Origin of the sequence: Amantichitinum ursilacus (assembly GCF_001294205.1) — a bacterium.
GTDB classification, from domain to species: domain Bacteria; phylum Pseudomonadota; class Gammaproteobacteria; order Burkholderiales; family Chitinibacteraceae; genus Amantichitinum; species Amantichitinum ursilacus.
In genome coordinates, this window is record NZ_LAQT01000026.1 from 52,136 (window position 1) to 67,365 (window position 15,230).

General features: G+C 60.6%; 16 protein-coding genes and 2 tRNA genes. 9 read left to right on the forward strand and 9 right to left on the reverse strand.

Annotated features, from left to right (window positions below):
- The first annotated feature begins 30 nt into the window (after positions 1-30).
- Positions 31-1,068: an imelysin family protein gene (locus tag WG78_RS15835; protein WP_053938812.1), complete on the forward strand. Its 1,038-nt coding sequence runs from the start codon at positions 31-33 to the stop codon at positions 1,066-1,068.
- 77 nt (positions 1,069-1,145) lie between these two features.
- On the opposite strand, the gene WG78_RS15840 is transcribed toward WG78_RS15835, so the two are convergent.
- Together WG78_RS15840 and WG78_RS15845 are read right to left on the reverse strand one after the other, a co-directional pair.
- Positions 1,146-3,608, reverse strand: a complete 2,463-nt coding sequence (locus tag WG78_RS15840; protein WP_053938813.1) for an ABC transporter permease — start codon at positions 3,606-3,608, stop codon at positions 1,146-1,148.
- Positions 3,605-4,327: an ABC transporter ATP-binding protein gene (locus tag WG78_RS15845; RefSeq protein WP_236692062.1), complete on the reverse strand. Its 723-nt coding sequence runs from the start codon at positions 4,325-4,327 to the stop codon at positions 3,605-3,607. Before WG78_RS15845 ends, WG78_RS15840 begins: the two co-directional genes overlap by 4 nt.
- A 67-nt stretch (positions 4,328-4,394) precedes the next feature.
- On the opposite strand from WG78_RS15845, the gene WG78_RS15850 reads away from it, so the two are divergent.
- On the forward strand, positions 4,395-4,979 hold the full coding sequence (locus tag WG78_RS15850) for an arylesterase (protein ID WP_236692063.1): 585 nt from the start codon (positions 4,395-4,397) through the stop codon (positions 4,977-4,979).
- Positions 4,980-5,003: 24 nt separating this feature from the next.
- Here the strand turns inward: WG78_RS15850 and WG78_RS15855 are convergent, their stop codons facing one another.
- Genes WG78_RS15855 through WG78_RS15870 form a run of 4 tightly spaced genes read right to left on the reverse strand, consistent with a single transcriptional unit; the run spans position 5,004 to position 7,632 of the window.
- Entirely contained in the window at positions 5,004-5,609 is a 606-nt protein-coding gene (locus WG78_RS15855) for a BON domain-containing protein (protein WP_053938815.1), read from the reverse strand.
- A gap of 4 nt (positions 5,610-5,613) precedes the next feature.
- Positions 5,614-6,204, reverse strand: coding sequence for a phosphoheptose isomerase (locus WG78_RS15860; RefSeq protein WP_053938816.1), 591 nt, complete (start codon positions 6,202-6,204; stop codon positions 5,614-5,616).
- 37 nt (positions 6,205-6,241) lie between these two features.
- Positions 6,242-6,595 (reverse strand): YraN family protein, encoded by a 354-nt coding sequence (locus tag WG78_RS15865; protein WP_053938817.1) that lies wholly within the window; start codon positions 6,593-6,595, stop codon positions 6,242-6,244.
- Complete coding sequence (locus WG78_RS15870) at positions 6,592-7,632, reverse strand: penicillin-binding protein activator (RefSeq protein WP_053938818.1); 1,041 nt, start codon at positions 7,630-7,632, stop codon at positions 6,592-6,594. Before WG78_RS15870 ends, WG78_RS15865 begins: the two co-directional genes overlap by 4 nt.
- A 213-nt stretch (positions 7,633-7,845) precedes the next feature.
- Here WG78_RS15870 and rsmI point away from each other — a divergent pair, with 213 nt between their 5' ends.
- The 3 genes from rsmI (at position 7,846) to WG78_RS15885 (ending at position 9,893) form a co-directional block, all read left to right on the forward strand.
- A complete protein-coding gene (gene rsmI, locus WG78_RS15875) occupies positions 7,846-8,754 on the forward strand; it encodes a 16S rRNA (cytidine(1402)-2'-O)-methyltransferase (protein ID WP_053938819.1) in 909 nt (302 codons plus the stop codon).
- A gap of 69 nt (positions 8,755-8,823) precedes the next feature.
- Positions 8,824-8,908: transfer RNA gene (locus WG78_RS15880), tRNA-Leu, on the forward strand.
- A 226-nt stretch (positions 8,909-9,134) separates the two neighbouring features.
- Entirely contained in the window at positions 9,135-9,893 is a 759-nt protein-coding gene (locus WG78_RS15885) for an SDR family NAD(P)-dependent oxidoreductase (RefSeq protein ID WP_053938820.1), read from the forward strand.
- A 67-nt stretch (positions 9,894-9,960) separates the two neighbouring features.
- Here WG78_RS15885 and WG78_RS15890 read toward each other — a convergent pair whose 3' ends face one another.
- Positions 9,961-10,158, reverse strand: coding sequence for a DUF1289 domain-containing protein (locus WG78_RS15890; RefSeq protein ID WP_053938821.1), 198 nt, complete (start codon positions 10,156-10,158; stop codon positions 9,961-9,963).
- Positions 10,159-10,330: 172 nt separating this feature from the next.
- Between WG78_RS15890 and WG78_RS15895 the strand changes: the two genes are divergently transcribed.
- From WG78_RS15895 to WG78_RS15910, 4 genes are all read left to right on the forward strand, one after another.
- Entirely contained in the window at positions 10,331-11,152 is an 822-nt protein-coding gene (locus tag WG78_RS15895) for a UDP-2,3-diacylglucosamine diphosphatase (protein ID WP_152969242.1), read from the forward strand.
- Positions 11,149-12,204 carry a glycosyltransferase family 4 protein gene (locus tag WG78_RS15900; RefSeq protein WP_053938823.1) on the forward strand — a complete coding sequence of 352 codons (1,056 nt, stop codon included), beginning with the start codon at positions 11,149-11,151 and terminating at the stop codon, positions 12,202-12,204. The genes WG78_RS15895 and WG78_RS15900 overlap by 4 nt, the downstream gene beginning before the upstream one ends.
- Positions 12,205-12,318: 114 nt before the next feature.
- Positions 12,319-13,191, forward strand: coding sequence for a M90 family metallopeptidase (locus WG78_RS15905; RefSeq protein WP_053938824.1), 873 nt, complete (start codon positions 12,319-12,321; stop codon positions 13,189-13,191).
- Positions 13,188-13,955 carry a class I SAM-dependent methyltransferase gene (locus WG78_RS15910; protein WP_053938825.1) on the forward strand — a complete coding sequence of 256 codons (768 nt, stop codon included), beginning with the start codon at positions 13,188-13,190 and terminating at the stop codon, positions 13,953-13,955. The genes WG78_RS15905 and WG78_RS15910 overlap by 4 nt, the downstream gene beginning before the upstream one ends.
- 15 nt (positions 13,956-13,970) lie before the next feature.
- Here the strand turns inward: WG78_RS15910 and WG78_RS15915 are convergent, their stop codons facing one another.
- Positions 13,971-14,504, reverse strand: coding sequence for a helix-turn-helix domain-containing protein (locus tag WG78_RS15915; protein WP_152969243.1), 534 nt, complete (start codon positions 14,502-14,504; stop codon positions 13,971-13,973).
- 552 nt (positions 14,505-15,056) lie between these two features.
- Positions 15,057-15,132, reverse strand: a tRNA-Asn gene (locus tag WG78_RS15920).
- Between the last annotated feature and the right edge of the window lie 98 nt (positions 15,133-15,230).

Consider the following 15,230-nt stretch of genomic DNA (forward strand, 5'->3'; position numbering starts at 1 on the left):
GCGCAGCGGCACACCGATGGGGACAACACGATGAAAGTACGTCTGCTAGCGCTTACGCTGACTGGCGCGGCCCTGCTTGCGGCGCAACCGGCGCACGCCGCGCCGATGCAAACCACCGCGCTGGCGCAAAGCCTGCTGGATGATGTGGCGCTGCCCGCGCAAAAGCGGCTGGTGGAAGCCACGCAAACCCTCGCGCAGCGCATGACCGACGTCTGCGCCACGCCCGATGCCGAACACCTGGCGGCGGCGCAAAGTGCCTGGCGCAGTGCCGATCAGATCTGGCGCGGCATGGAAACGCTGCGCATCGGCCCCAACCGCCAGCAAGATGCCTTGCGGCAGTTCGAGCCGTGGCCACTGGATGAGGCCGTGTTGGCGCAAAACATCCAGCGCACGCCAGCAGACCCGGACAGCCCGCAAGCCGTATATGAATCCGCCCTGCTGCCCGCAGGCGGCAACGGCCTGCCTGCGCTGGAATATCTGTTATTTAGCGGCCGCTTTAAAACCGCACCCGCGCTGAGCAAACCGCAGCAATGCCAGTTTGGCCGCTGGGTCGCCAACGGCATGGCGCGGCGCGCGCAAACGCTGGCGCTGGAATGGAACACGCTGCGCACCGGTTTCGGCTACAACGCCACCCTGCAAACGCCGTATCTGATCGAAGCCCTGGGTAATGCGGTGGCGGGCATCAAGGAACTGGGCCAGCGCCAGTTGGCGCAAGGCCATACCGATCCAGTGCAAGCCGATTTGCGCGGCTGGCGTTCGGGTAGCGGCAAGGCCAATCTGGAAGCGGGCCTTAACAGCATCGAGAACACGCTGCTTGGCGCGCCATCCGGCCTGGGTTTTGATGATTTGCTGGCCTCGCGCGGCGATGTCAGCACCGGGCCGCAATTACAGGAAAAAATCATCAATGTGCGCCTGGCGCTGGCAGCACTGCCGGTGGGATTTGAACAGCAGCCGGGCCAATGGCGCGGCGAGATGTTCAGCGTGCAGGCGCGGCTGGATGAGCTGGCGGATTTTCTACGCGGGCCGTTTGTGGATGCCTTGGGCTTTCCATTCAAGACCGCGCAATAACGGGCTGGACTGGTCAACAAAAAGGCGTGGAATTGCTCCACGCCTTTTTTGTTACTGCGTTGCGCCGCCGAGCGGGCTCAGGCCGGATCGCGCAGCAACGCCAAGGCGGTGACGCGCGACAAACGTCGGCGTTCCCAAGCCGTGACCATGCCCGCCAGCACAATGCCGCTAAGCATGCTGGCCAGCGGCAGCCAATAGTTGAATGTGGTGGGCAAGTTGAGCACCTGACGGCCCAGTAACCAGCCCGCCACGCTGGCGGACAGCCCCGCCACCAACCCGGCCACCGCGCCGGTCGCCGAGCCTTCCCAACGCTGGATCGCCGCGATATGGCCGCGCTCCGCGCCGAGCGCGCGCAGGATGGCGGTTTCGCGATGCCGCTCGGGCGCGGTGGTTTCCAGCGCCGCAATCAACACCACCAGCGCCGCGACCAGGCAGAACGCAAACACCAACTGCAATGCGCTGGTGGCCAGATCAAGAATGCGATGCACCTCGGTCAGTACCGCGCCCACATCAAACACACTAACATTGGGGAACTGCGCCACCAGTTGCGGCACCAGGGTTTTATTATCAGGCGGCAAATAAAAACTGGTGATCAGGCTGGTGGGCATATTGCCGAACATCTGCGCCGTGCCGGTCACAAAGAAATTAACGCGGAAAGAATCCCAATCCACTTTGCGCAGATTGCGCACCGTGCCCGTCACCGGCGTACCCGCTACGTCAAAACCCAGCGTATCGCCCAGCTTGATATTGAAGCGCTCGGCCAGACCCGCTTCCACCGACCAACCGGGTTGCGCGGCGCTTAAAGCCTGGCCGCTTTGCAACTGGTTATCACGCCGCAGCGTATCGCCCCAGCTTAGATTGAATTCGCGCTCGGCCAACTGGCGCGAGCGGTCATCCTGATATTGCCGGTCAAGCACGGGCTTGCCGTTATGTGCGGTCCAGCGCCCGCGGATCATCGGCTGCAACGCGATATTGGCGTAACCGGCCCTGGCCATGCTTTGCTTGAACGCCGCCTGCTGATCGGGCTGCAGGTTAATCACAAACTGGTTAGGTGCGTCGGCCGGAATGCGGCTTTGCCACGTCGCCAATAGATCATGCTCCACCACCGTCAGCAGCCAGACGCCCAGCAAGCCCATGGCCAGCGCCGACATCTGCGCCATGCTCAGCCAGCGTCGCCGCAGTAACTGGCGCAAGGCAATTCGCGCCGCAAAACCGTGGCTATAACGGCCCAGCAAAGCGAGCCCGCCCCAGCCCAGCGCCGCCGCCAGCGCCAGCGCGCCCAACATGGCGCCGACCACGATCAGCGTCAGTTTGAGATTGCCGCCCAGCCAGAACAACAACGCCCCCGCGCAAATGGCCACCAACACCCAGCTGATCCATACCGTAGGGGATGCGCTCACGTCATGCCGCAATACACGTATCGGCGGCGTGCGCGCCAGTTGCAACAGCGCGGGGCCTGCCGTGCCCAATAGCAGTACGCCCCCCAAGGCGGAAGCCGCCAGCCACTGCAGCGGATCACCCGGTGGCAGCGGCGCAGGCAGACGTGCGCGCACGGCCCATTCCAGCCCGGCCTGCGCGGCCCATCCCAGTCCACCACCGATCAACGCTGCCAATAACCACAGCGCCAGCAATTCCAGCCACAGCATGCTGGCGACGGTGCGACGCGATGCCCCCAGCGCCACCAGCAAAGCCACCGCATCGGTCTGGCGCAAGGCATGACGGCGCGCGGCCAGCAGCACGGCCGTGCAGGCCAATGCGGCCGCCAGCAAGCTGACCAGACGCAAGAAATCTTCGGCGCGTTCCAGCGTTACTTTGACCTCGGGGCGTGATTCCCGCACGTCCTCCAATCGTTCGCCGCGGCCCAGTTGCTGGCGCGTGGCGTGTTTCCACTGCCGCACCGCATCGGCTGTGCCCGCCACCAGCAGGCGATAGCGCACGCGGCTACCAAAGCCGATCAAGCCGGTACTGGGCAGATCTTGCTGGTTAAGCAGCAAGCGCGGCTGCAAGCCGGAGAAATCCAGCGCGGCATCGGGTTCGCGATTGATCAGCTCGGCCACGGTAAAACTGCGCGTGCCCAGCTGGATCTGTCCGCCTTGCTGCACTTGCAGCGCATTCGCCAGCCGCACGTCCAGCCATACCTGGCCCGGCGCCGGAATCGCCGTCGCCGGTCTGGTGCCCTGCCCGGCTTGCAACAACAGTTGGCCGCGCAAGGGATAGCCCGTGGTCACGGCCTTGATGGTGCCGAGATGCGTTTTGCCATGGGCGCTGACCATGCTGGGAAACTGCGCCAGACGCGCCACCTGCAACCCGGCCTTCAGCGCGGATTGTTCAGCGGCGGGGTTAATCGGGTGATCCGCGCTCAGCACCGCATCGGCCGCCAGCAAATCGTTGGCCTGGGTGCTTAGCAATCCCGACATCCGCGTGGTGAGCAAACCCACGGCGGTTAGCGCGGCGATGGTGACAATCAGCGCCGCCAGCAGCGTGCGGTAATCGCCCGCCGCCATGCCGCGCCAGAAGCGACGCAATGTAATACGGATCATGCGGTGGCTCCGGTCCATTGCGTCATGCGGCCGGCGTCGATGCGTAGCCGCTGCCCGCAGCGCGCCGCCAGGGTTTCGTCATGGGTGACCAATACCAGCGTGGTTTCGGTTTCGCGGTTCAGCTCAAACAGCAGATCGGCCACCAGTTGGCCGGTGTGGCTATCAAGGCTGCCAGTGGGCTCGTCGGCAAACAGGATGCGCGGGCCGGTGGCAAACGCGCGCGCCAGGGCCACGCGTTGCTGCTCGCCGCCTGACAGGGTGCGCGGCGTGTGCTGCATGCGTGAGCCCAGCCCCACGCGTTGCAGCCAGTGCTGGGCTTTTTCGCGCAATTGCGCCTGGCTGGTTTTGCCGCCAAACAGCTCCAGCGGCAGCATCACGTTTTCCAGCGCCGACAACTCTGGCAATAGTTGAAAAGACTGAAACACAAATCCGGCATACTGCCCGCGCACCCGCGCCCGGCCATCTTCATCCAGCGCGCCCAGCGCCTGCCCCGCCAGCAGTACATCACCCTGACTGGGCTGATCCAGACCCGCCAGCAACGACAGCAAGGTGGATTTGCCCGAGCCCGAAGCGCCCACAATCGCCAGGCTGGCGCCCGCGGCCAGGCTGAACGATATATCGTGCAGAATGTCGATGCTCTGGCCGGCCGCGTCGACGCGCTTGCCGAGCCCTTTTGCCACCAGCATGCCTTCGGAGAAATCGGTGCGTGTATCGTTCATGATCGCTGTGCTTTTAATGTTGTTGAGCGGGTTTGGAGTGGCGCAGGCTGCACCGGCTCCGTCTGCTGTGATTCTGGTTTTCGGCGATAGTTTATCGGCCGGTTACGGCTTGCGCGCGGAACAAGCGTGGCCGCCGTTGCTGGAGACGCGCATCAACCAGAATGGCGGCAATGTGCGCGTGGTGAATGCCAGCGTATCGGGCGAAACCACCGCGGGTGGTTTGACGCGTTTGCCTGCCACGCTGGCTGAACACAAACCCACGCTGGTGCTGCTGGAACTGGGCGCCAATGATGGTCTGCGCGGTTTGCCGCTGGATAAAGCCCAGCAAAACCTGGCCAGCATGATCAAGCTGATCCAGGCCACCGGCGCGCGCGTGCATCTGATCGGCATGCAGATTCCACCCAACCTGGGCCCCGATTACGTGAAGCAATTTGCCGGTATGTACACCACGCTGGCCACTCAATACCACACCAGCCTGACGCCGTTTTTGCTGGCCCCGGTGATTACGCGACCGGAGCTGTTCCAGAACGACCAGTTGCATCCGGTGGCCGTCGCCGAACCGATGGTGATGGAACAAATCTTCAAAGACATTCAGCCGCTGCTGAAACCGGCGGCAACGAAGAGCGCGAGCAATAAAAAACGCGCGGCCTGAACCGCGCGTTTTTGCTGATGCCGCTTAGCGATCGGCCGGGCCGCCCGGCTGATATTCCGCCATCTTGACCACTTGATTAACACCGCTGACCAGGCTGGCCGCTTTGGCCGCGCGGTCGACGACGTCGGGCTTGCTGATGCCCAGCAAGTAAACCACCTGGCGTTCCGTCACCACCATCAAGTGCACCGAACCCAGATCGCCAATCTCGCCCACCACGGCGGTTTTAACGCGCGCCGACAATTGCGTGTCGTACAAGCGGTTGGCGGTGGTCGACACCGGGCCGATGGTCACTTCGTTATAAATCTTGCGCACGCCCGGGTTCTTGCGCGCAATCTCTTCCACGCGCGCCTTGGCGGCGGCATTCGGCACTTCGCCAGTCAACAGCGTATTGCCGTTGAACACATTGACGTTAACGTGCGCCGTATCTTTAAACACATCGCTGATGCTGCTGCTGATATTGCCGCCCGCATCGATATCGGATTTCATGGTCTCGGCCGGTCGCGGATCAGTGCCCACCAACACGCCCAGCGCCGCGCCGGTGGCAAACACCACCGGAATACAACCTTGCAAACCCAGGCCCAGCGCCAGTACGGCGGCCACCAGGCCACTGCGAATCGCGGTACGCGTCATTGATTTATTCTCCCCCTAACAACAAATAGTCGATCGCATCGCAAATGGCATGAATGATCAATGCGTGCGTTTCCTGAATACGTGATTGCCGTTCCACCGGCACGCACAAATGAATGTCTTCGCCCGCCAGGATATCGGCGATCTGGCCGCCATCGCGGCCGGTTAGCGCCACAACGCTCATCTGGCGATCATGTGCCGCGTGTATGGCAGAGATGACGTTGGCAGAGTTCCCCGAGGTGGATACCACCAACAGCACGTCACCGGCGCGGCCCACCGCGTGCACCTGGCGCGAATAGACCATATCAAAGTCGTAATCGTTGGCGATGGCGGTAATGGCGCTGGTGTCGGTGGTCAGCGCAATCGCCGACAAACCGGGGCGTTCGCGCTCAAAGCGGCCCACCATGGCGGCGGCAAACTGCTGCACTTGCGATGCCGACGTGCCGTTGCCGCATGCCAGAATGCGCGCATCGACAATCAGCGTCTGCATCAGTTTTTCGGCGGCCTGCGCAATCTGCGGCGACAGGATGTCTTGCACCAGCGACGTTACCGCGATGTTCTCGTCAAAATGCCCGCGCACGCGCTGCATCAAATCCATGAATCTTCCTTGTACTTACTTAATCGATTGCGGGTGATCAGTGACTGGCTTCCAGGCAATGCTGCAGCCATTCGATCCGGCCGCCGTCAAAGCAGATGGCGTCAAAGCGGCACGGTGGTTGCGGCGATACGGTGGCCAGATAATGCTCGGCCGCCGCCATCCAGCGTGCGCATTTGGCCGGCGTGATGCTGAATGCCGCGCCGCCATAACTGCGGCTGCGGCGCGCCCGAACTTCCACAAATACCAGTGTTGGGCCCTGGCGCGCAATCAGGTCGATCTCCCCAAAGCGGCAACGCCAGTTGCGTTCGATGATCTGCAGGCCTTGTGCTTGCAGATAAAGCGCGGCCTGCTGTTCGGCATAAGCGCCGCTGGCGGCGCGGGTGCTGCTCATGGGTTAAGCGCGGGCTGGCTGGCGTCGCTGGCGGCCGGCGCGTTGGTGTTGGCGCTACCGGGTGCTTCGGCATCAGGCACCTTGATGCTGGTTTCCAGCTGCATCAAGGTGCGATCAACCACGCCATCGGGGCTGATGCGCAAACGCCCGGTCAGGCCATCATCGCGGATCTGCGTGCCCGGTTGCGCCGCCAGGATGCTGGCCATTAAGCGCCAGGTATCGACGCCCAGCGCAAACAGCCGCTCCACGTCATTGGAGGGCGAGCGCGCATGTTCGTATACCCGCCAGGCCGGATTGCTGGGGTCGCCAATCCACGGCATATCCAGATAATGAATACCGGCCAGATCAAACAAGGCTGGCGTGGGCAAGCGGCCCGGGTTGATCTGGCTGGTGGCGTAGAGCGGGCGCCCCGCGCCAATAAATGGCCGTACGCGGCGCGCCTGTTTGTCGTTCATGGCCAGAAACACGCCATCGGCCCCGATCTGATCCAGCTGCGCGCGCAAGCCCGCGTAATCCTGGCGCGTGACCGGCATGGCCAGAATATTGGGCACGCGCCCGTCGTTGCCGGCTTTCCAGGCTTCGGTAAACCCTTGGGCCATGCGCTTGGCCAGCGCGCCATCGCCCACCAGCACTACCGGTTGGGTCACTTCGTCGTCATGCATCCAGTTGGCCACCTGGCCCGCTTCCACCTCGGTGGACAGACTAAAGCTGTACAGGCCGGGGCGGCGCAGGGTTTTGCTGTCGAAACGGTTGAGGGCCAGCACCGGAAACTCGAAGTGGCCGTTGTCGGCGATATTGTTGACCGCGGTCTGCGTCAGCGGCCCGATCACCGCGGCCGCGCCCAGATTGCGAGCACGATTGAACTGGGTAAGGATGTCGTCTTCGGCTTCGCTGGTATCGAATACGCGCAAAGGCGGCTGGTCGCCATCCGACAACGCGCCTTCCGCGGCAAACAACCCGGCCTTGATGGCATCGACGGCGGGCTTCCACGCTTTACTGCGCGCAGGCAACAGCACGGCAATAAACTGACCGGTCACGGGGGTGGCGATCGCCGATGCAGCTTGCGCAGCGGGTCGGGACGCCGACAGGGCGGAAGGCGTGCTGGAGGAAGGTGTCTGTTGCGCTGGAGCAGACGCTACAGGCGACGCGGTAATCACCAACGGCGGCGCAGCGTGCGCAATGCTGGCCGCAAACAGGGCCAGGCCGTATAGTACGGCCGCCAGTGGCCTGCGCGGCCCGCAACAAACCGCATGGAGAGCCCGAGCGTGCATACAGAACCTTCAGAAGTCAGTGGTGGCACATTATATGTGGTGGCCACGCCGATCGGGAACCTGCAGGATTTCACTCCCAGAGCTTTGAATATTCTGAGAAATGTAAATGTGATCGCCGCAGAAGATACGCGCGTCACGGGGCAGTTGCTGAAGCATTTCGGTATTACCACGCCGATGATCAGCGTGCGCGAACACAACGAACGCAGCATGGCCGACAAGATCGTGGCGCGTTTGCAAGCGGGCGACGCCGTGGCGCAAGTGTCGGATGCCGGCACGCCCGCGATTTCCGACCCCGGCGCGCAGTTGGTCGCCGCCGTACACGACGCGGGCTTGAAAGTGGTGCCAATCCCGGGCGCCAGCGCACTAACCAGCGCACTAAGCGTGGCGGGTTTTACCTGCGCGCACACCTTGTTCTACGGATTTCTGCCACCGAAAACCCGGCAGCGCCAGGATGCGCTCGCGCCCCTGGTCAACCTGCCCTACGCCACCGTGTTTTACGAAGCGCCGCATCGCATTCTCGATACCATGGCCGATCTGGTGGCCTGCTTTGGCGCGGACCGCACCGCCTTGCTGGCGCGCGAAATCACCAAAACCTTTGAGACGCTCAAACGCGGGCCGCTGTCGGCGCTGCAAAGCTGGACCGAATCCGACAGCAATCAGCAACGCGGCGAATTTGTGATCGTGATCGACGCAGCCCCGCCCGCCCCCGCCGATGCCGAAGACGCACACGACGGGGTGCTGCTGCCCTTGCTGGCCGAATTGCCGGTTAAACAAGCCGTGGCGCTGGCGCAAAAAATCAGCGGCGCGCCGCGTAATGCCTTGTATGAACGCGCGTTGCAGCTAAAGGCGGCCGCCGCTGCGGACGACGAAGACGGCGAGGAAGATTGAAAAAGCGTGCAGCTTTGCAAGTTGGCCTTGCCAAAGCGACGAAAGGTAACCGATAATCTCGCCTCCTTAGCCCGGGTGGCGGAATCGGTAGACGCAGCGGATTCAAAATCCGCCGCCGCAAGGTGTGGGGGTTCGAGTCCCCCCCCGGGCACCAGAATAATGGTGCATGTATAAGGAACCAGCGCAGGCTGGGTTGCAAATGCAATGCACTAAGGAAAAAAACCGGCTTTGAGCCGGTTTTTTTACGCCTGCGCCGATCGCATTGTTATCGATTGCGAACCAGTGTTGCTCAACTTGCCTGATTTATTCACCCAATCTCGTGTCCTAAACTGCATTCCGTTACTTCAACTTAGATCGCTGGTTAAACGGAGAGCACGACCATGACTCAGAAGATTGCAATCATCACCGGCGGCAGCCGCGGTTTGGGCAAGAACGCAGCGCTGCATCTGGCGCGCGCTGGCGTTGACATCGTCCTGACTTACCACAGCAACCAAGCCGCTGCACAAGGCACGGTTACAGAAATCGAAGCGCTGGGCCGTCGCGCTGTGGCGCTGAAACTGGATGCGGGCAATAGCGGCGAATTTGATGGCTTTGGCGCGCAGGTTAAGCAAGCGCTCAGCAGCAACTGGCAAACCACGCAGTTTGATTTTCTGGTGAACAACGCCGGTATTGGCATCAATAGCCCGATTACCGAGACCACCGAAGAAACCTTCGACACCCTGATGAATATCCATCTGAAAGGCCCGTTCTTTATCACGCAAAAGCTGTTGCCGCTGATTAAAGACGGTGGCCGTATCGTGATGATTTCGAGCGGTCTGACGCGTTTTGCCTTTCCGGGTTATGGCGTTTATGGCGCGATGAAGGGCGGCATTGAAGTACTGGCGCGTTATCTGGCTAAAGAATTGGCGGGTCGCAAAATCGTGGTCAATACCATTGCCCCCGGCGCAATTGAAACCGACTTCCGTGGTGGCGAGATTCGCGATAACAAACAGGCCAATGCCGCGGTCGCAGCAGCAACGGCGCTGGGCCGTGTCGGCTTGCCCGATGATATCGGTGGCGCGATTGCCGCGTTGCTCAGCGACGGTTCCGGCTGGATTAATGCACAGCGCATTGAAGTCTCGGGTGGCATGTTTATCTAAACCAGTCCCGATAGCGCAAAAAAACCACAGCCCGGCCGCGATGCCGGGCTTTTTTATTGCGAACTGATCAGCGTAGCCAAGGCGCGGTTTCGCCCTGCTGCGCCCAGTATTGTTCCAGCCGTTGCCATACCTGTTCACGCTCGGCGGCGTCGAGCGTGCTCCAGTTGGCTACCTCCAGAAACGTGCGGCCGCAGCCGCGGCATACGTCATCCCCAAGACCGGTGGAACACATGGCAATGCAAGGGGAATCGGGGCGGCGGGACATGCGCGAAATCCAGAAAAACAATCGGCCCAGACTATCGAACGCGCGGCAAAGATAGTCAAGCGCGCACTGATCGGCGTGGGCGGGCTGACTGCAATGAAAGCGTCATTAACAATTAGCGCAATTGTCATCTGGCGGTTGCATGATGCGCGAAATCACCGCGCGGAAGCATGAGATGGCAGATAACCCTTTGAAATTCCGTAGCATCTGGATTTCCGACCTGCACCTGGGCACCTCGGGTTGCCAAGCGGAATATCTCCTCGATTTCCTCAAAAACACTGAAGCCGAATATCTCTATCTGGTGGGCGACATTATCGATGGCTGGGCGCTCAAGCGCTCGTGGTACTGGCAGCAGAGCCATAACGACGTCATCCAGAAAGTGCTGCGCAAAGCGCGCAAAGGCACGCACGTCATCTATATCCCCGGCAATCACGACGAAGGCGCGCGCCAGTTTCTGGGTTTGATGTTTGGCGATATCCGCATTGAAGACGAAGTGGTGCACACCACCGCGGATGGCCGTCGCATGCTGGTGCTGCACGGCGACCGCTTTGACGGCGTGGTGCAATGCGCGCGCTGGCTGGCCATTGTGGGCGACCGGCTTTACGGCATTACGCTCAAGCTTAATTACTGGTTTAACCGCGCTCGCGCCCGCATGGGTCTCGGGTATTGGTCTTTATCGCAATATCTGAAACACAAGGTTAAAAAGGCCGTTAACTTTGTCAGTAGTTTTGAACAGGCCGTGGCATTGGAAGCCAAAACACGTGGACTGGATGGCGTAATTTGCGGCCATATTCATAAAGCGGAAATGCGCGATATCGATGGCGTGTTGTATTGCAATGACGGCGATTGGGTGGAAAGCCTGACCGCATTGGTTGAACTTCCGAATGGCGAATTGAAAATCCTGACGTGGCAGAAATTTTTTGCTGAGCAGGCCGCGCAAATCAATAGTTTGACCGCTGCACCCACGGGTGCCGGATTGCAGGGAATTGCCGCATGAATATCCTGATTGTCACCGATGCGTGGGAACCGCAAGTAAATGGCGTGGTGCGTACGCTAAAACAAACCCGGCTGGAATTGCAAAAGCTGGGGCATAAGGTGGAATTGATTCAGCCGCAGCAATTTCGCACCATGCCCTGCCCCACTTATCCTGAAATTCGCTTGGCCTTTATGCCGGGCAAACGTATCGCGGCAGAAATTGCACGTTTTAAACCCGATGCCATCCATATCGCCACCGAAGGCCCATTAGGGATGGCGGCGCGTAAATACTGCATCAAAAATGATTTGCCGTTTACCACCGCCTACCATTCGCGCTTTCCAGAATACGTGCATTTACGCTTTGGCATTCCGGTTAAATGGACTTATCGCTGGCTGGCGCGGTTTCACAATGCCGCGCGGGCGGTGATGGTGCCGACGCGCGTGGTGGTCGAAGATCTGCAAGCGCATGGTTTTAATAATGTGGTGCTGTGGTCGCGCGGCGTGGATCTGGATATTTTCCGGCCCGGTTCGCGCGAACGCTTGCAAACACGCCGCCCCATCTTTGTGTACGTGGGGCGCGTGGCGGTGGAAAAGAACGTCGAAGCATTTTTGCAACTGGATTTGCCGGGCTCGAAATGGGTTTGTGGCGATGGTCCGGCGGCGGCGGCGTTGCGGGCCCGGTACAACGAATCAAACGGCGTGCACTGGCTGGGCGTGCTGAACCAGGGCGAGCTGGCGCAGGTTTATAACAGCGCCGACGTATTTGTGTTTCCGTCCCGCACCGATACGTTTGGCCTGGTATTGCTGGAGGCAATGGGCTGCGGCTGCCCAGTCGCGGCCTATCCGGTGACGGGTCCGATTGACGTGATCGGTGCGGATGGCCCCGGCGCGCTCAACGAAGATTTGCGCCAGGCATGTCTGGATGCCTTGCATATCGATCGTGCGGCGGTGCGCCAACACGCCGAGCAATTCTCGTGGGCTGCGGCCAGCCGCCAGTTTATGCAGCATCTGCATCCGTTCTCGGAATCCGCGCAACGCGAATTGCGCCTGGCCGTGCAAACCGCCGCCGAATGATCGAGCAAAACCCACGCACAGCGGTCGCCTGATTGCGTTGCTTGAAAAGGCCAGTTGGCTGCCTCACTTTGGTTTGATCCAGACCAACAGGCGCTCGCTGGCCTTTTTATTGCCATGTTTGATTTCATCAAGACCCAGCACCGCAAGCGCCATCTGGCGCGCCATCCGATCCCCGACGCGATCTGGCGGCAGGTGATTCAGCTGCCGCTGTTTATGGGTTTGTCGGGCGAAGAGCGCCAGCGTCTACGCGAGCAGGCCGCCTGGTTTCTGCATAAAAAATCCATAGTCTGTGTCGATGGGCTGGAACTGAGCGATGCCGACCGGGTGATGCTGGCGGCGCAAGCGGTACTGCCTATCCTGAACCTGGGTTTTGACGCTTACGACGACTGGCACGAGGTCATTGTTTATCCTGGGCAGTTTCTGTCGCGTGACCGTTACACCGACCATTTCGGCCTGGTGCATGAATACGAACAGATTCTGGCGGGCCAGGCGCGCTCGGATGGACCGGTTCTGTTGTCGTGGCTGGACGTGTCACAATCCGCCTGGCTGGATGGCTGGAATGTGGTCATCCATGAATTTGCGCACAAGCTGGATATGCGTGATGGTGCGCCCAATGGGCGGCCGCCATTGCATGCCGGTATGAATGCGGCGCAATGGAAAGCGGTGTTTTCACGCGCGTTTTCCAATTTAAGCCGCCTGGCCCACACTGGCGAATACAGCCCGATTGATTTATATGCCGCCGAGAATCCGGCCGAATGTTTTGCCGTGCTTAGCGAATATTTTTTTGAAACGCCGCATGCCATTGCGGAGCACTACCCTGAGGTTTATCAGCAATTGCGTCAGTTCTATCAACAAGATCCCTTATCCCGCCTGCCGCGCGTACGCTATCGCCCCGCTTTTGAACCGCTGGACCTGGGCCCGGTGGCGTTTGATCCGCTGATGAACCCCGGTATCCTGCCGACGCCCGCGCCGGGCGGTTGGGCATGAGCGTGACGATCGGCGTGCTGGCGACAGCAGATCCGGAACTTGAAGCGCTCTCGATGGCGTATGGCTTGAACCCACTGACTGCGCCGCCGAGCGAGGGGCAATATCTGCTGTGGCTCGATGGCCAGCTGCAACTGGCCGAAGTAGGCGAAAAAGGTCGCGTTTGCGTGGATCTGGTGGCCGGCGCACAAGCGCATCGACGCAAATTTGGCGGCGGCCGTGGCCAGCCGGTGGCCAAGGCGGTCGGGCTTAAAGGCGGCAATACGCCCAGCGTGCTGGACGCCACCGCGGGCTTGGGTCGCGACGCTTTTGTGTTGGCCAGCCTGGGCTGCGCGGTGACGCTACTGGAGCGCAATCCGGTGGTGTGTGCATTACTACGTGATGGCCTGCGCCGTGCCGCACTTGACGCCGAAACCGCACCGATTGTGGCGCGGATGAGCCTGCACCAGGCCGCAGCGCAATCCTGGCTGGAAGCCGCCGCGCCGCAATCCTTTGATGTGGTGTTTCTGGACCCGATGTTCCCCGAGCCGGAAAAACGCGCGCGCGCCAAGAAGGAAATGGCGGCGTTTCAGTCCCTGATTGGTGGCGATTTCGATTCTGATGCGCTGTTAGCGCCAGCGCGCGCCGTGGCGCGGCAACGCGTGGTCGTAAAAAGACCCCGCGCAGCGCCCTGGCTGGCGGGGTCCAAACCCGATTTTGGCTATGACGGCGAAAGTACCCGGTTTGATGCCTATCTACCGATCAAGCCACAGGGTGCGCCCGACTGAGCGGACCAGGCATGATCAGGACGCAATCCCGCCATCTTCAATCAGGCGTTTGTAGCGGTACAAGGTGGCAATCGAAACGCCCATATCTTTGGCGACATCGCGGCTATGCATACCGCGACGCAGGCTTTCGGCCAGCAACCGCACAGCGCTGGCGTTGAGCTTGGGACGGCGGCCGCGTTGCTTGCCCAGCGGCTTGGCCCGCGCCGGGCGTTCCGAGCGCAATTGCTGGATCAGGATATTCATCAACGTGCGCTGGCCTTCGGCGGTGGCGGACGACAAACCCAATGCCACGACTTCAAGGCTCGCGCCGCGACGGTCGAGCTGTTCAAGCAAACACAATAATTGATAGGCGCCGAGGCCGGCCGTATCGAGATTGTGGATAACCAGGGTGTCGTTACTGATCAGGCTGGCCAACGCCATGGACAATTGCCGGCGTGAGTGCGAGTTAAGGTCCATGAACACAGCCTGGCAGGACCAGGACCGCATCAGCTCGAGACGCGTGTGCTCGTGGCCGTGGTCTGATTCATCCAGCAGATATCCGATACGCATGTGGTGATTCCCCCTTTAGAACGCTGTCTGCCGGCATTGCCAGACACGAATTGCATCGTGTGGGCCGGGTGCAAGCAAGTTATCCAGGGGGACTGGGTGCAACCATGAGACGAATCTGAAAGTCAGATTGAGTACTGAGAATGTTCACCCTATCGCAGGGGTCAAATCATTGAATTTATTGCCTATTTTTTTATATAAATTATGCCTATATGCGAACACTGTGGCTTTGGTCGTAATTCGTTCTGCGAATTGATTGGCACCCGCTGCAATTCTGGTAATAGCGCTGAACGGAATTGCGTATGATGGCGCGGCTGCAACGTGCAATGCGGCGGCGTCTCCCGTATACCGCGCGCTTTCGGCCGTTGAGGCTTTAACAGCTTGGTGATGCGGGGGCCGCTTGATATTGTCCGCTGCACGCAATGCCGTAACGCATGCCCGTTTCGGCCCACCAGACAAGGGGATCACCATGGCAGTACTTGCTCATCTGCTTTGTGCTTTGCAATCTGAAGCGCAAATGAAAAAGGCCACGCGATTGCGTGGCCTTTCAGAATCTGGCTCCCCGACCTGGACTCGAACCAGGGACCTGCGGATTAACAGTCCGTCGCTCTACCGACTGAGCTATCAGGGAATCGACTTGCTGCTGCGTCGATGAGGTGCGTATATTAGTAGGCCACTTAGGCTCTGTCAAGCAACATGCAAAGAGAAACGTGAGTAAAGTATGGAAAA

What these genes read in the sequence shown, in the direction of transcription:
- WG78_RS15835 (WP_053938812.1), top strand. Translation starts at nt 31, where the DNA reads ATGAAAGTACGTCTGCTAGCGCTTACGCTGACTGGCGCGGCCCTGCTT.
- WG78_RS15840 (WP_053938813.1), bottom strand. Translation starts at nt 3,608, where the DNA reads ATGATCCGTATTACATTGCGTCGCTTCTGGCGCGGCATGGCGGCGGGC.
- WG78_RS15845 (WP_236692062.1), bottom strand. Translation starts at nt 4,327, where the DNA reads ATGAACGATACACGCACCGATTTCTCCGAAGGCATGCTGGTGGCAAAA.
- WG78_RS15855 (WP_053938815.1), bottom strand. Translation starts at nt 5,609, where the DNA reads ATGACGCGTACCGCGATTCGCAGTGGCCTGGTGGCCGCCGTACTGGCG.
- WG78_RS15860 (WP_053938816.1), bottom strand. Translation starts at nt 6,204, where the DNA reads ATGGATTTGATGCAGCGCGTGCGCGGGCATTTTGACGAGAACATCGCG.
- WG78_RS15865 (WP_053938817.1), bottom strand. Translation starts at nt 6,595, where the DNA reads ATGAGCAGCACCCGCGCCGCCAGCGGCGCTTATGCCGAACAGCAGGCC.
- rsmI (WP_053938819.1), top strand. Translation starts at nt 7,846, where the DNA reads ATGGAGAGCCCGAGCGTGCATACAGAACCTTCAGAAGTCAGTGGTGGC.
- WG78_RS15885 (WP_053938820.1), top strand. Translation starts at nt 9,135, where the DNA reads ATGACTCAGAAGATTGCAATCATCACCGGCGGCAGCCGCGGTTTGGGC.
- WG78_RS15890 (WP_053938821.1), bottom strand. Translation starts at nt 10,158, where the DNA reads ATGTCCCGCCGCCCCGATTCCCCTTGCATTGCCATGTGTTCCACCGGT.
- WG78_RS15895 (WP_152969242.1), top strand. Translation starts at nt 10,331, where the DNA reads ATGGCAGATAACCCTTTGAAATTCCGTAGCATCTGGATTTCCGACCTG.
- WG78_RS15900 (WP_053938823.1), top strand. Translation starts at nt 11,149, where the DNA reads ATGAATATCCTGATTGTCACCGATGCGTGGGAACCGCAAGTAAATGGC.
- WG78_RS15905 (WP_053938824.1), top strand. Translation starts at nt 12,319, where the DNA reads ATGTTTGATTTCATCAAGACCCAGCACCGCAAGCGCCATCTGGCGCGC.
- WG78_RS15910 (WP_053938825.1), top strand. Translation starts at nt 13,188, where the DNA reads ATGAGCGTGACGATCGGCGTGCTGGCGACAGCAGATCCGGAACTTGAA.
- WG78_RS15915 (WP_152969243.1), bottom strand. Translation starts at nt 14,504, where the DNA reads ATGCGTATCGGATATCTGCTGGATGAATCAGACCACGGCCACGAGCAC.